The organism is Streptomyces sp. NPDC001507 (genome assembly GCF_042894765.1).
In the GTDB taxonomy this organism is placed as follows: Bacteria; Actinomycetota; Actinomycetes; order Streptomycetales; family Streptomycetaceae; genus Streptomyces.
The window spans coordinates 398,321-413,064 of the sequence record NZ_JBIAVV010000006.1 but is presented as its reverse complement, the minus strand read 5'-3'; the positions used below and the strand labels follow the sequence as shown (position 1 = coordinate 413,064).

8 protein-coding genes are annotated in these 14,744 nt (G+C 71.9%); 3 read left to right on the top strand and 5 right to left on the bottom strand.

The window, feature by feature from the left end:
- Window positions 1-27: 27 nt before the first annotated feature.
- Complete coding sequence (locus tag ACFY0K_RS21870) at window positions 28-1,236, bottom strand: pyridoxal phosphate-dependent aminotransferase (RefSeq protein ID WP_390641215.1); 1,209 nt, start codon at window positions 1,234-1,236, stop codon at window positions 28-30.
- An 82-nt stretch (window positions 1,237-1,318) separates the two neighbouring features.
- On the opposite strand from ACFY0K_RS21870, the gene ACFY0K_RS21865 reads away from it, so the two are divergent.
- The gene (locus tag ACFY0K_RS21865) at window positions 1,319-1,945 is read left to right on the top strand and encodes a winged helix-turn-helix transcriptional regulator (RefSeq protein WP_390641214.1); all 627 of its coding nucleotides are present in this window, start codon (window positions 1,319-1,321) and stop codon (window positions 1,943-1,945) included.
- 54 nt (window positions 1,946-1,999) lie between these two features.
- On the opposite strand, the gene ACFY0K_RS21860 is transcribed toward ACFY0K_RS21865, so the two are convergent.
- The 3 genes from ACFY0K_RS21860 to ACFY0K_RS21850 all read right to left on the bottom strand — a co-directional run bounded on the left by ACFY0K_RS21860 (window position 2,000) and on the right by ACFY0K_RS21850 (window position 5,669).
- The gene (locus tag ACFY0K_RS21860) at window positions 2,000-2,827 is read right to left on the bottom strand and encodes a hypothetical protein (protein ID WP_390641213.1); all 828 of its coding nucleotides are present in this window, start codon (window positions 2,825-2,827) and stop codon (window positions 2,000-2,002) included.
- On the bottom strand, window positions 2,827-4,089 hold the full coding sequence (locus tag ACFY0K_RS21855) for a VWA domain-containing protein (protein WP_390641212.1): 1,263 nt from the start codon (window positions 4,087-4,089) through the stop codon (window positions 2,827-2,829). The genes ACFY0K_RS21860 and ACFY0K_RS21855 overlap by 1 nt, the downstream gene beginning before the upstream one ends.
- A gap of 74 nt (window positions 4,090-4,163) precedes the next feature.
- Window positions 4,164-5,669 carry an IucA/IucC family protein gene (locus ACFY0K_RS21850; RefSeq protein ID WP_390641211.1) on the bottom strand — a complete coding sequence of 502 codons (1,506 nt, stop codon included), beginning with the start codon at window positions 5,667-5,669 and terminating at the stop codon, window positions 4,164-4,166.
- A gap of 93 nt (window positions 5,670-5,762) precedes the next feature.
- Here ACFY0K_RS21850 and ACFY0K_RS21845 point away from each other — a divergent pair, with 93 nt between their 5' ends.
- Window positions 5,763-7,265 (top strand): IucA/IucC family protein, encoded by a 1,503-nt coding sequence (locus tag ACFY0K_RS21845; protein ID WP_390641210.1) that lies wholly within the window; start codon window positions 5,763-5,765, stop codon window positions 7,263-7,265.
- 75 nt (window positions 7,266-7,340) lie between these two features.
- Window positions 7,341-8,156: an SDR family NAD(P)-dependent oxidoreductase gene (locus tag ACFY0K_RS21840; RefSeq protein ID WP_390641209.1), complete on the top strand. Its 816-nt coding sequence runs from the start codon at window positions 7,341-7,343 to the stop codon at window positions 8,154-8,156.
- A gap of 366 nt (window positions 8,157-8,522) precedes the next feature.
- Here ACFY0K_RS21840 and ACFY0K_RS21835 read toward each other — a convergent pair whose 3' ends face one another.
- Entirely contained in the window at window positions 8,523-14,642 is a 6,120-nt protein-coding gene (locus ACFY0K_RS21835; RefSeq protein ID WP_390641208.1) for a LamG-like jellyroll fold domain-containing protein, read from the bottom strand.
- Between the last annotated feature and the right edge of the window lie 102 nt (window positions 14,643-14,744).

Below are 14,744 nucleotides of genomic sequence, written 5' to 3'. Positions count from 1 at the left end.
GGACGGCCCCGGACGACTACCACGCGACTACTGCCGATAGCCGCTCAGGAACCGCCCGATCCGGCCGATCGCCGTCTCCAGGGTCTCCGCGTGGGGCAGGGTGAGGATGCGGAAGTGGTCGGTGGTGGGCCAGTTGAAGCCGGTGCCCTGGACGACCTGGATCTTCTCCTGGAGCAGCAGGTCCAGGACGAACCGCTCGTCGTCGTGGATGGGGTGCACCTTGGGGTCGATGCGGGCGAAGGCGTAGAGGGCGCCCTTCGGCTTCACGCATGAGACGCCGGGGATCTCGTTGAGCTTCTCCCAGGCCACGTTGCGCTGCTCGTAGAGCCTGCCGCCGGGGCTGACGAGTTCGCGGATGGACTGGCGGCCGCCGAGCGCGGCCTGGATGGCGTACTGGGCGGGGGCGTTGGCGCACAGCCGCATGGAGGCCAGCATGGTGAGGCCCTCCAGGTAGTCCTTGGCGTGCTGCCTCGGGCCGGTGACCACGAGCCAGCCCGAGCGGAAGCCGGCCACCCGGTACGTCTTGGACAGGCCGCAGAAGGTCAGGACGACCAGGTCGGGGGCGAGGGCGGCGACCGAGTGGTGGACGGCGTCGTCGTACAGGATCTGGTCGTAGATCTCGTCCGCGAAGACCATCAGGCCGTGCCGGCGGGCCAGGTCGAGGATGCCCTCCAGGATCTCCCTGGGGTACACCGCGCCGGTCGGGTTGTTGGGGTTGATGATGACGACGGCCTTGGTACGGTCCGTGATCTTCGACTCCATGTCGGCCAGGTCCGGGTACCAGTCGGCCTGTTCGTCGCAGAGGTAGTGCACCGCCTTGCCGCCGGCGAGGGTGGTCACCGCGGTCCAGAGCGGGAAGTCCGGGGCCGGGATGAGGATCTCGTCGCCGTCCTCGACGAGCGCCTGTACGGCCATGGAGACCAGCTCCGAGACGCCGTTGCCGAGGAACACGTCGTCGACGCCCACCTCCAGGCCCAGCGTCTGGTAGCGCCCGGCCACCGCCCGGCGGGCGGAGAGGATGCCGCGTGAGTCGGTGTAGCCGTGCGCCTGCGGGAGCATCCGGATCATGTCCTGGAGGATCTCCTCAGGCGCCTCGAAGCCGAACAGCGCGGGGTTGCCGGTGTTCAGGCGCAGCACGCTGTGGCCCGCCTCCTCCAGCGCGTTGGCGTGCTCGATCACCGGTCCGCGGATCTCGTAACAGACCTCGCTGAGCTTGTTGGACTGCCGGAACTCCATTGCGCCCCTCCGGAAACTCGTGTTGCTTGGTTTTACCAAGTGGGAGCTTGGAAAGTCCAACATCTTGTCTAGACTGCGTCGCATGCCACCTCGCCGAAGCTACGACCAGTTCTGTTCCGCGGCCCGCGCCCTCGACGTCGTCGGCGACCGCTGGACCCTGCTGATCGTCCGGGAGCTGCTCGCCGGTCCGCGCCGCTACACGGACCTGCACGCGGATCTGCCGGGGGTCAGCACGGACGTCCTCGCCTCCCGGCTGAAGGACATGGAGCGGGACGGGCTCACCACCCGGCGGCGGCTGCCCCCGCCGGGCGCCGCGTACGTCTACGAACTCACCCCACGGGGACGGGAGTTGCTGCCGGTGCTTCAGGCGCTGGGCAGGTGGGGTGAGCCCGAACTGGGCGAACGCCGCCCCACCGACGCGGTACGCGCCCACTGGTTCGCGCTGCCGTTGCTGCGGGCCCTGCCGGGCGAGGGGCTCGTCGAAGTCCGGCTGGGGGAGGCGCACTTCCACCTGCGCGCCGGCGCGGAGGACGGTCCGGTGTACGGCGACGGCCCGGCACCGGCCGAGCCCGACGCCCGGCTCGTGCTCGACGCCGGCACGGGTGCCGCCCTGGCACGGGGCGAGTCGGGCCTGGCGGAGGCGGTGCGGGACGGGCGGATCACCGTGACGGGGGACGGGCCTTTGGCCAAGGAACTGCGGGAGGCGTGAAACGACGACCGGGCCGCCGCGAACGGGGGCCCGGTCACCGGTTCCGGTATCGGTTCACACGCCCGGCGGCACTCGCCCCGGCCGTCCCGAGCCCCGGGTCAGCGCGTACCCGCCGATCCCCGCCAGCGCGGCCAGCAAGCCGCCGATCCCGGTCCACACCCACCGGTCGCTCCACCAGCCGGAGGACCAGCCGCCGTCGGGCTCGATGCTGGACAGCACCGCCGACTTCGTGGACGAAGAGCCGTCGTCGGACGAGGAACCGCTCCCGTCCGAAGCGGACTTGACCGCGATCCCCGGCACCAGCGGCTCGGCCAGCGAGCCGTCCACCGCCGCCGAGCCGCCGATGTCCTTGGAGTCCACCTTCACCTCGGCGCTCACCGGCTGGCCCAGGTCGGCCGAGGTCAGGTCCACCACCGTCAGCCGGATGTAGTACGTGCCGGGCAGCGGGTCGTCGGCCCACGGCTCCGACCAGGCGCGCACGGTACGCATCACACAGGCCAGCTCCACCGAGGCGGCGCCCTGTGCGGCCGTGCGGGTCTGCGCGCCGTACTGGCAGGCCTGCCGGCGCCGCAGCCCGTCGTACACGTCGAGCTGCCAGGTCTGTCCCGCGTGCGCGTCGGGCAGCTTCACCGTCGCCTTGACGTCGGGGCGCTGGCCGGCGTCGGCCGGGAACGACCAGTACAGGTAGTCGCCGGTCGACCCGCTGGCCGTCGCCTGCTGCCCCTGGCCGATCTCGGCCGCGGTACGGAAGGAGGTGCCCGCCTGGGTGGGCGCGCCGCTGTCCTGCGAGGCGCTGGGGGAGGGGGAGGAGTCCGCGGCCGCCGGACCGGCCGCCAGGCCCACCGCCAGCAAGGCGGCGCTCAACACACGTGTGATCGACATCAGTTGGTCCTCCAGACCGCGACCCGCCACCGCGACACCCAGCCCCACACCAGACCCGCGAGGAAGCCGGTCAGCACCAGCGCGCCGAGCAGCCACCAGCCGCGGCCGAGACCGAAGGAGGCGACGTCGCTCGCCTTCGAAGGACCGTCCACCACGTCGACCGTCAGCTCGACCGGCAGACCGGGGCTGGTCTTCACCCCGCCTGCGGCCGAGAAGGAGTTGGTCACCTGGAGGCAGACGGTCTCCGGGGTGGTGTCCTCGTCGTCGCTCTCGGCCTTCGGGTACCGCAGCCCGGTCGAGATGACGTCCGTACGGCCGGTCCCCGAGGCCTCGCCGCGCACGATCTCACGGCCGTGCACGGTCACCGCGCGCAGCAGCACGCCGTAGTCGGGGTTGACGGCCCGGTCGGCCGCGACGCTCACCGAAGCGCGCAGCTCCTTGCCCGGCTCGACGTCGACCTTGTACCAGCGCTGCTGCCCGAACTCCTCACGGTCGGTGTACAGCCCCGACTTCAGGGCGGGCGCGGACGAGCACTGGTCCGTCCCCTCGGTGGCCACCGGCGTGACCACGGGGTCCGCCGCCCGGTCCACCAACTGGCCGACCCGGTCGGTCAGTTCCTCCTTGTGCTGGACGGAGGTGTAGGTGCCGCCGGTCGCGTCCGCGATGCAGCTGAGCTGGTCGCGGGTCTTGGCGTCCGGGACCAGGCCGAGGGTGTCGATGGTCAGCCCGACGCCCTTGGCGGCGATCTCGCGCGCCACCTCGCACGGGTCCAGCGGCTGGCAGGTGTCCTCGCCGTCGCTGATCAGGACGATCCGGCGGGTTCCGGCACCGCCCTGGAGGTCGTCGGCCGCCTTGAGCAGCGCGGGGCCGATCGGGGTCCAGCCGGTCGGCGAGAGCGTGGCGACGGCGGTCTTCGCCTCGGTGCGGTCCAGGGTGCCGACCGGGTACAGCTGCGCGGTGTCCTTGCAGCCCTCCTTGCGGTCGTTGCCGCGGTAGTTGGCACCCAGGGTTCGGATGCCGAGCTGGACCCCCTCGGGCGTCGCGTCCAGCACCTCGTTGAACGCCTGCTTGGCCGCGGCCATCCGCGTCCCGCCGTCGATGTCCGCCGTCCGCATGGAACCGCTGACGTCCAGCACGAGCTCCACCTTGGGAGCGGCCTGTTCGGTCTCGTCGGCGACCGCATGGCCGGGGAACGCGATCCCGGCCGCCAGGGCGGCGAGCAGAGCACAGACTCCTGCCGCCGGCCGATGTGTTCTGATCATCGGCGGATCCTATTGATCAAAGGCGCCGGGCTCCAAAACGGGGTCCGGACCGGTGCATCAGGGTGGCCGGCAGGTCAACGGACGGCGGCGAGCGGGTTCGGCAGGGCCGTCCACTGGTCGCCGGGCACCTCCGGGGAGAGCCGCATCAGGGTCAACGCCTTGGTGGGCAGCGGGCCTTCGCGGAGCGCCGTCAGGTCGGGGGTGGCGGGCAGGTGCCGTACGGCCGCCTCCAGGGCCGTCGCCAGGGCCGGTCCCGAACCCGCCGTGCCCGCGAGGGCGCCCGCGACCAGGGAGCCGAACAGCTTGCGGCGCAGGACGGTTTCGTCGTCCGTGACCAGACGGCCCGTCAGATCGGGCGGGGTGACGCCGTGGCGGCGCAGGCGGGCTGGGCTGAGGCGGATGTCGGCCAGGTCGCGGTAGACCAGGCGGAGCGGGGCGCCGGTCCCGGAGAGCACGACCAGGAGGTTCTGGCCGTGCGCCTCCAGGGCCACGCCCAGGTCCAGCAGCCGCAGCCCCACCGTCAGCGCGAGCCGGGTGAACGCGGCCAGCCAGGACGGCGATTCGGGGAGCGTGGTGGTGGCCAGCGCGGCCACCGGGAGGACCCGCTCGCCCGGTGCCGCGTACGCCTGCGGGGACTCGCGCAGCAGCGCCGCCAGGTCGGGGGACCCGGCGGTCACCGCGCCCAGCGTGCGGGTGACGTGCAGGAGCCCGTCCGTGCGGTCCGCCACGTCGGTGGCGAACGACGACAACGTCGCCGCCGCGCCCACCGAGTACGCCGAGATGTCCCGCACGGACGAGGTCAGCCGGGCACTGAGCGCGGTCTTCACGTGCGTCCCGCCGTCAAGGGCGAGCGTGCGCAGGGACATCAGCGGGTGCGCCTCCCGCCAGGGCCCGGCCGGGCCGCCCTTGAGGACGTGGGCGTGCTGCCAGGGGTGCACGGGAATCAGCAGACGCTGCCCATCGCGGAGTTCGGCCGGCCAGTCGCCGATCAGCAGGCAGTCCCCGGCCGCGGCCGGGACCGTCTCCAGCCGCACGGCCTGCCGGTGCTCCGGCCCGTACGCGAGCTGCTCCGCCGCCGAGAAGCCCGGCCGGGAACGGCAGTTGGGGTGGAAGGGATGGCCGTCGACGACCCGCTGCTCCCACTCCCAGTCCGACCGGGGCCACTCTGGGGAACCGGCCTCCTGACCGGCCCGCGAGAGCGCCAGCGAGGCCGCACTGTGGCCGAGCTCGGCTGCGAACCCCGTCGAGTGCGGCCACCCCAGCTCCGTCATCAGCCGCGCCGGATCGTCGTACGCCTCCCCGTCCAGACGCACGGCGGTCACATACGCGCCCGTCGCGTACGGATCCGCCCGCGGCCCGTGCAGCGCCCGCCCGTCGGCCAGCCACAGGGCGAGGCTGTGCGCCCCGCGCACCCGGCGCGCCACCCACGGCAGCGGCTCGTGCGCCAGCGCCCGCCACAGCCGGGTCAGCACCGCCGCCCGCGCACCGGGCAGCTCGGCCGTGTACCGGTCGACGAGGTCCGGCCGCACCTCGGCCAGCTCCGCGGCCAGCCGGGTCTCGACGGGGGAGGGACGGCGCACGGGGAGGCTCCTCGGGGACGGGTACGACGGACATGATGACCGATGACGGGCGACATACTGATCAGGAACGGACTGTGTGGACGTAGCGAACGAATGGAACGCGTGGACCTCATGCCCCTCAGCGACGCGGCCGGCGAACGCGCCGACGCGTATGCTGCCGCGCCCCTGCTCAACTGCCTGCTGCGGGAGGTGGCCCACCCGCTCCCGGACGCCGGGGAAGGGCCGTGGCGGGTCCACCGGCTGCCCGGCGGCGGACGGCTGCTGCGGGTGCGCGGCGAACGCCGGCCGACCGCGCCCGAGGTGTTCGCGGACGGCACCTGGCACCGCCTCGGCCACGCCGAACTCGTGAAACTCGTCGCCGAGGAGCTGCGCACCCACACCGGGCACTCCAACGGCGACCTGCCCGCCGAGATGCTCGACAGCCGGGACGCGGTCGCCGCGCTGCTCACGGCACGCGCCGGGGCGACGGCGCCCGACGATCCGTACCTGCGCTCGGAGCAGTCCCTCATCACCGGCCATCCCTACCACCCCGCCCCCAAGGCACGCGGCGGCGGCCCGGTCACCGCCTGGCTGCCGTACGCCCCCGAGGCGCACGCCCGGTTCCCGCTGGTGCTGCTCGGGGTGCGCGAGGACGAGGTGGCGGAGGAGGGCGACACGACGGCGCTGGACCGGCTGGCCGCCGTACCGCCCGGCTACCGGCTGCTGCCCGCCCACCCCTGGCAGCTCGACCTGGCCGCCCGCGGCCTCGCCCCCGCCTTCGCGGACGGCCGGCTGCTGCGCCTCGGCGAGAGCGGCTTCACGGCCTGGCCGACGGCGGCGATCCGCACGGTGTACGAACCGGAGCGGGACCTCTTCCTGAAGTTCAGCCTGGACGTCCGGATCACCAACGACATCCGCCGCCTCTGGGCGCACGACCTGCGGAAACTGGGCCGTACCAACGCGGCCGTCACCGCCGCGTTCACGGCGATGGGCGGGCCCGCGGGCTGGCTCGGCGACCGCGGCTACCGCACCGCCCGGTTCGCCTTCGAGGAACTCGCGGTCATCGTCAGGGACGGGCTGCGCGGACCGCTGCTCCCCGGGGCGACCCCGCTGCTCGCCGCCGGCCTGGTGGAGGGCTTCGACGGCGACCCGCTGGCCGCGGCGGCGGACCCCGGCGCCTGGTGGGAGGCGTATCTGCGGGCGGTCGTACCCCCGGCCCTGACCGCCTTCGCGGAGCACGGCGTCGTCCTCGAAGCGCATCTGCAGAACACCCTGGTCGCCGTCGACGCCGACGGCATGCCCGTGCAGGCGCTGTACCGGGACGCCGAAGGGGTCAAGCTGCGCGCCGACGTGGACCGGGTGGCCGGGTGGGAGCGGCTGGTGTACTGCCTCGTCGTCAACCACCTGACCGAGGTCGCCGCCGCCCTCGCCGAACGCCACCCCGGGTTCGACCCCTGGCCCGCGGCCCGGCGGGAGCTGGCCCGGCATCCGCTCCCGGAGACGGCCGAACTGCTGGCCTCCCCGGCCCTGCCCGGCAAGACCAACCTCCTGCTGCGCTGGACCGGCGCGGACGGGGCCGACGCGCGCTATCTGCCGTTGCCGAATCCGCTGGCCTGAAACCGGCGGGGGCGAAGGGGCGCCGGCCTACGATCACAGCGTCCGGTCCGCTGCCGACGAGGAGTGCCAACCGCCATGGGTGACGAACGAGTTGTCGTGGTGACCGGCGGCGGTACCGGCATCGGCGCCGCCACCGCCCGGCTGCTGCGGGCCGCCGGACACCACGTGGTCATCGGCGGGCGGCGGCCCGAACCGCTGCGGCGGGTGGCCGAGGAGACGGGCGCGCTGGCGCACCCCGGCGACCTCGCGGACCCGGCGGCGATCCAGGACCTGATCGGCACCGCCGTCGCCCGCCACGGCCGGCTCGACGGACTGGTCCTCAACGCCGGCATCGGCCGCAGCGGCGCGGTCGGCGACCTCTCGGACGAGACCTGGGACGAGGTGCTGCGCACCAACCTGACCGGCCCGTTCCTGACCCTGCGCGCCGCCCTGCCGCACCTGCTGGAGACCCGCGGCGCGGTCGTCGCGGTCGCCTCCGTCGCCGCGCTGCGCAACGGCTGGGGCAACGCCGCGTACGCCACCTCCAAGGCCGCGCTCCTCCAGCTGTGCCGCTCGGTGGCCGTCGACTACGGCAGCAGGGGCGTGCGGGCCAACACGGTGTGCCCCACCTGGGTGCGCACCGAGATGGCCGACGGCCGCATGGCCCGCTTCGCGGCGGAGGAGGGCATGGCCGGCGGGATCGAGGAGGCCTACGCGGAGGCGACGCGCCTGGCGCCGGCCGGCCGCCCGGCCGACCCGGCCGAGGTCGCCGAGGCGATCGCCTGGCTGCTCTCGCCCGCCGCGTCCTTCGTCAACGGCGCGGCCCTCACCGTCGACGGCGGGATCACCGCCCTCGACCCGGGCACGGTGCCGTTCGGATTCCGCGTGGAGAGCCGGGAGAGAGGTTACTGAGTTCCGGCGCTGACGGCCGTGCCCCGCGGGACGGCAGAGAGAGCGAGCGGTGCCGACGGAGACGCCGAACCGTTGCGAGGGTGCCGTGCAGCCACAGGCGCAGCAGGGCCGACCGGGGCGCGCTGGTGGCAGGGGATCTTGCAACGTCGGTGGCAACCATCCCGTCCCCCGATCAGTCGCCACGCCGAAGAGTTCACCGCACCGACGATCACCAGATCGGCACGCGCCGGCCACGCCGCTGTCGGCTTGCGCGGGGGCGGGCTGTTGTTGATCCACCCGCCCCCCCCGCACGCGGAAGAAGGCCCCCGCCGAGTGGCGGGGGCCTTCGACCTCTTGGAGACTCCTAGCCTTCCAATGCCGTGCGGGTCAGTGCAGTGCGCTGACTTCGGTCGCCGAGAGTGTCCGGGGGTAGACGTGAACGTCGGCGACGGAGCCGGGGAAGGCCAGGTAGGGGGTGGTGGCGGAGGCGCTGTTGACGCAGCCGCCGATGGTCAGGGGCAGGGAGGAGTCGTACTGGGGGCTGAGGTTGGTGGCGGTCCCGACCAGGGTGCCGTTCTGGTAGAGCGCCATGTTGCCGGTGGTGGAGGCTCCGGGGACCGGTGCCCGGAAGGTGGCGACGAGGTGGGTCCAGGTGCCGACCGGGCCGGAGTTGTTGTCTCCCTCGGCGGTGGGGAAGTCGGAGTTCTCGTCGTTGGTGGTGGTGGTCTGGAACATCCAGGCGGCGCTGGGTTTGTCGTAGGAGAGGTAGAAGGACTGGTGCTGGGTGGTGCCCTGGCAGACGGCGGTGGTGCCGAGGGCTGAGTTGATCTTCACCCAGGCGGAGACGGTGTAGTCGCCGAGGGTGTTGACCGCGCTCTGCCTGCTCTTGAGGAAGCCGGTGCTGCCGTCGAAGGCGACACTGCCGGACAGCCCGCTCGGCGCGTCGCTGCCGTAGGTGGCGCCGCCGGTCGCGGTGACCGGGTTGAGGGAGGCGGTGTCGGCGCCGTTGGCGGCGAGCTTCCAGTCGTCCTCGGGCATGCCGTTCTGCCAGCCGGCGGGCACGATCACGCTGTTCGCGCCGGCGTCACTCGCCGTCATGGCGAAGGGGTAGACCTGGACGTCCGAGACGGAGCCGGGGAAGGCGTTGTACGGAGAGGTCGCGGCGGGGTCGTTGACGCAGCCGCCGACGGTCAGGGGCATGGAGGAGTCGTACTGCGGGGTGAGGTTGACGGCGGTCCCCATGAGGGTGCCGTTCTGGTAGATGGACATCACGCCGCTGTTGCCGTCGCCTTCCACGGGTGCGGTGTAGGTGACCAGGAGGTGGGTCCAGGTGCCCAGGGCCCCGGTGTTGGTGTCTCCTTCCGCGGTGGGGAAGTCGGCGCTGTCGTCGTTGGTGGTCGTGGTCTGGAACATCCAGCCCTTGTTGCCCCGGTCGTAGCCGATGTAGAAGGCCTGGTGCTGGCTGGTTCCCTCGCAGATGGCGGTGGCCGGGTTGTCCGCGGAGTCGAGCTTCACCCAGGCGGAGACGGTGTAGTCGGCGAGGGTGTTGACCGCGGTGTGGTCGCTCTCCAGGAAGCCGGTGCTGCCGTCGAAGGAGATGGCGGTGTCCGGGGCGTTGACCGCGTCGGCGCCGGTCGAGCCGAAGCTCGCACCGCCGACCGCGGTGAACGGGTTGTCCCCGCGTGCGTCGGTGCCGTCGGCGGCCAGCTCCCACTCGTTGTCGGGGGTGTCGCCGCCGGTGGCCTCCGGGACGATCAGGTTCGGCGCGATGCCGACGACCTGGGTGTTGGTGTCGTTGAGGTAGCGGGCGGCGAGGTCGTCGTAGTACGTGTTCGACGGGTTGCCGCTGGAGAGGTCCGCCGCCTTGACGGTCGAGGAGGTGGCCGTGCCGTCCGTGGAGACGGCCGCCGCGAAGTCGATGACCTGGGTCGGGAAGTTGTCGAGCAGGTACTGGTTCACCTGCTCACGCGCTGCCTCCTGGGTCGCCGTGCCCGGGTGCGCGGCGGTGAACGGCGGGATGGTGGTGAGGTAGACGGTGATGTTGGAGTTCTGGGTGACCGGCTGCCCGTTGATGTAGGCCTGTCCGTCGTCGGTGTAGTACGAGCTCAGTTCGCTGTTGAGCGCGGCCAGTCCGGTCTCGACGCCGGTGGCGCAGGCGTCGGCGGTGCCGGTGCAGTTGAGCAGGTCGGCGGCGCCGGTGGAGACGAGCACGGTCCGCACGTTGCCCTGTGCCAGGACGTTGCGGTCCAGTGGGTTGAGCGCGTTGGTCGGGGTGTCGCTCGACGTGCCCTGCGGCAGCAGGTTGTTGCTCAGACTGGTGCTGTTGGTGCCCGCGTTGAGCACGCCGTAGTCCACCGAGGAGTCCCCGTTGGCGTCGCCCACGATGGCGCCGGTGATGGCGTCGCTCAGGTGGTGCTGTCCGTCGCCGCTCGCGGTGTCGCCGTTGACGCTCTGGTCACCGTAGAGGACCAAGGAGCCGGTGGGGGCGGAGGCCGGCGTGGTGACGTCGATGCCGGCCAGGTATGGCAGACCGGTGTACGTGGTCTGCGTGAACTTGGTGGCCGCGGTGTCGCCGGTGCGGTTGGCCGCGTCGCTGACCCAGACCGGGGTCTGGGCCGTGGCGTGGCCAGGCAGGGCGGACACCGAGCCGTGCACCTGGAGGGAGACCAGGACCGTCGCCTGCTGGTCGACGTGCAGGGTCACCGGGTCGCTGGTGACGTCGCCGCCCGCCGGGATCGTGACCGTGGCGGCGCCGCCGAAGGCCAGCGCCACCGGTGCCGCGGTCGCCGTGGCGCCGCCGGCGGTGGTGTCCTGCAGGGCGACGGAGGCCGCGTCGAAGGTCACCGGGCCGCTGCCCATGGCGTTGGACAGGTGGACACGGACGCCGTTGCCGTCGTCCGTGCCGATGCTGACGTGGGCCGGGACGCGCAGTGTCTGCCCGTTGACGGTGGCGGCGCTGCCGCCGGACTGCGTCACCTTGGCGGTGTCCTGGACGGAGGACCAGGTGCCGACCCAGTGCTGGGCGCCGGTTCCGCTGCCGGTGGCGGTCAGCGGCCGCAGGCCCATGCCGAGGATGTGCAGCGCCGGCTGGCCGGCCTGGACGCCGTTGGTGAACAGCGGCAGGGAGATGCTGCTGATGACCGAGCCGGGGCAGGCCAGCGGGACGCTGACGGCGTAGATCTTCGGGCCGGGGCTCGGGCTGGTCTGGGTGTTGTTGCTGTGGTTCTGGTGGACGAGGGTCAGCGTGGCCCCGGAGGCGGGCCCGCTCAGCCAGTCGGGCACGGTGTCCAGCGTGTACGACTGATCGGCGGGGGCGCCGTTCGGGTCCAGGCAGTTGTTCTTGGCGTAGGTGACGGTGCCGGTGGCGCCCTTGGCCGCGCCGCCGGTGGCGAAGGCCAGGAAGACCACGGCGCCGCCGGTGTTCACCGTGCCGCTGCTCGGCACGGTGACGGTCTGCCCGGAGGCCAGCATGTTGTCGTAGGTGCCGGTGCCGAACTTCGGCAGCGCGATGCTCGTACCGTCGACGGTCACCGACTTGCCGCTCTGCCAGCCCGAAGTGCCGGTCAAATCAGCGGAGTTGATGCTGTTGCCGGATCCGTCGGCGTCGGCCGGGCTGGTCGCGGTGGTGAAGGTGCTGGTCGCGGTGTTGTTCAGGCAGCTGCCCGTGCTGTTGATCGCGCAGGTCAGTGCCGGCGCCAGCCGCAGCACGTCGATGCCCGCCTGGTAGCCCGTGGAACTGGGGTTCTTGCCGGTCAGGGTGAGGGTCAGGGTGTGCGCGCCCTGCTTGAGGGTGAGCAGCTGGCCGTTCGCGTCCTTGGGGATGCCGAGGTTGACGAACCGGGTGGTGGTGTACGAGCCGTAGGCGTCGAAGCCGCTGAGCAGCGTGGCCTGGGTGGGCTTGCCTGCGTCCAGGACCAGGTTGTAGATGCCGTAGTCCTTGGCCTTGGTCAGGTTGGCCCCGAAGCTCCAGGGACCGTCCTTGGGGATGTCGAAGCCGAACGTCGCGGTGTCACCGCTGACCACCTTCGAGGTGGTGCTCTTGTTGGCCAGCATGGCTTGGTAACCGTCGGCGAACTCGTAACCGCTGAAAGCGGCCTGGCTGATCAGCTGACCGCCCTTGGACGTGGTGGTCGCCTTGGGTACGGCGGTGGTCGTGCCGTCGGTGTTGGTCGCCGTCCAGCCGGTGATCATCTTGTCGCCGTAGGCGTACGTCGGGGTGCTGGTGCCGGCGTAGAAGGCGTAGCTCGTCTGCGTGATGGACGTCGAGCCCGCCTGGTCCACCGCCTTGGCGTACAGCGTGTGCGGTCCCGCCTTGGCGGGGGCGAAGGCGGGGGAGGCGCTGCCGTTGAGGACCGCGGTGCCGGTGCCGGGGCCGTTGTCGGAGGTGGCGTAGTAGACGTGGCCCGGTGCGATCGTCGTGCTGGTGGTCCAGTGGGTGACGGTGCTGCTGTAGACGGTGTTGCCGAGCGTGGCGTCCAGCGCGAAGAGGTAGCCGGTGATGTTGTTGGTGTGGTTGTTGCTGATCGTGAAGGTGCCCTTGTCGCCGTAGGCGGCCCCGATCTGCTTGGCCGGGAACTGACTCGAGGTCACCGTGGGCGCGGGAGGCGCGCTGGTGTCCACCGTGAACGTCTGCGTCTTGGTCCAGATGCCCGATCCGGTGCCCGCCCAGTAGCCGGCCGAGTTCTGTGCGGTGGCCTTCCAGGTGTAGGTGCCGTCCGGCAGACTCGGCGTGGTCCAGTCACTGCCGTTGGTGTTGTACCTGGCGCGCTTCTTCGAGTCCGTGCTGGGTCCGAAGCCCTGGTGGATCAGGGTGCCGGAGGAGTTGTAGACGTTGTACTCGATGCGCACCAGTTCGCTTCCGCCGGCCAGGTCGGGGTCGACCGCGCGCGCGGACAGCGTCGGGGTGTGGGTGGTGGTCATCGTCTTGCCCAGGTTCACCGTGGACGGCTTGATGGCGGGGGTGCCGGTGCCGTTCTTGAGCTTGGGCCGGTAGCTGTAGGTGACCGACATGGTGGCGCCGCCGCCATAAGCGAGCTGCTTCCACTGCGTGGCGTCGTTCATGTCGGGCGACTGGACCATCAGCGTCATGCTCTTCCAGCCACCGGCCGCCGCGCTCTGCGCCCGGGAGGTCACGTCGAACTCCAGTGACGGCGGGCTGACCCAGGAGTTGGCACCGTCGGTGACCGGGCAGGTACCGGCCTCGTGGCTCTTGGGGTTGGTGCCCAGCGAGCCGGTGCGCCCGCCGGGCTCATGACCCCAGTACAGCGACGACGAACTCCACCCGGCGGGGCGGTCGGTGCCGTAGACGGCGGCCGGGGTGTCCGAGCAGGAGGCGGCGGAGAGCTGCTTCACGTACAGCGAGGCGTGTGTGACCACCGCGCCTTTGATGCCGCTCGTGTTCATCTGGTAGTAGGTGCGGGCCCGTTCTCCGTTGCCGGGGGAGGAGTTGTCCCAGCCCTCGCGGGCGTTGGTCGCGCCCGAGGTGGACGTCGAGTTGTAGACGTTCCACCCGTTGTCCGAGATCCGCGCCCAGTCCAGCTGGGAGGGCCTGCCGCTCCACTCGGGGTCGACGTAGACCGGGTAGGTGGTGCTCTTGGCGGTCAGCAACTTCTGGTCCAGGCGCAGCAGTTGCTTGCCGTTGTGCAGACTCACCCGCACCTGGGCACGGTGCCTGCCGACCTTGGCGGCTGCCTTCTGTTCGGCACGGGCCGAGGAGACGGTCGCCGTGTGGGCCGTCGGCACGCCGGAGGACTTCTTGCCGGCGCTGTCCCACATCAGCGCGGTGTCACTGTGGAACACCGTCTCGCCGGTGCGCTTGTCTGTGGCCCGGGCCCCACCGTCACGGGTGGGAGTCACCTCGACATGGGAGGAGGTGGTGTTCAACGTGAGGCTCCGCAGGCGCGGATCGGCCGCCGCCTTACGGGACTTGACCACGAGGATCGAGGAGTAACCAGAGGCGTCCGCGGTCAGCTGCAGGTCCACCTGCGGCAGGACGTCGGGGTAGGTGGCGGTGGCGCCGGAGATCACCGGCTCGGGCAGCTTGCCCGGCCAGGAGAAGCCCAGCCGGTCACTGCCGCTGCGCATCGTGACCAGCGCGCCCGAACCGCCGTCGGAGAACGTCACGTTGGTGACGGCTGCCCTGGGCGCCCAGGTTCCGTTCGCCTGCCGCACCAGCTTTGTGTCGATCGGCACCCACTTCCCGTGCTGCAGCGTGCGCTGCGGCATCGAGGAGTCGGTGCGGGTGAAAGTGCCGTTCGGGTTGGCCATCACCAGCGTTCCGCTGTCGGTGAGTTGGTCGATCGTCACCGGCTTGCCGGTCGCCTTCGCCCGCGCGGACGCCGCCTCCGTGGCGTTGAGACGCCGGCCGGCGGACTGGGAACGCGGGCTGTGCGATTTCGGGTGCGACGACTGGGCGGAGGCGGCAGGCGCCGCGTGGGCCGTCACCGTGGCGGTCAGCGAGCCGGCGGCCAGGGCCGCGACGACAGCGACGGCAACGGGTCTTGGCACGGGCCGTCTGGACGCGGGCATGCGTGTGCGGAAGGCGGACATTCGAAGTCGGGATCCTTTGCAGGTCTCGGGCGGTCCCCCCGTGGGCCCCGCGCCGAGGTG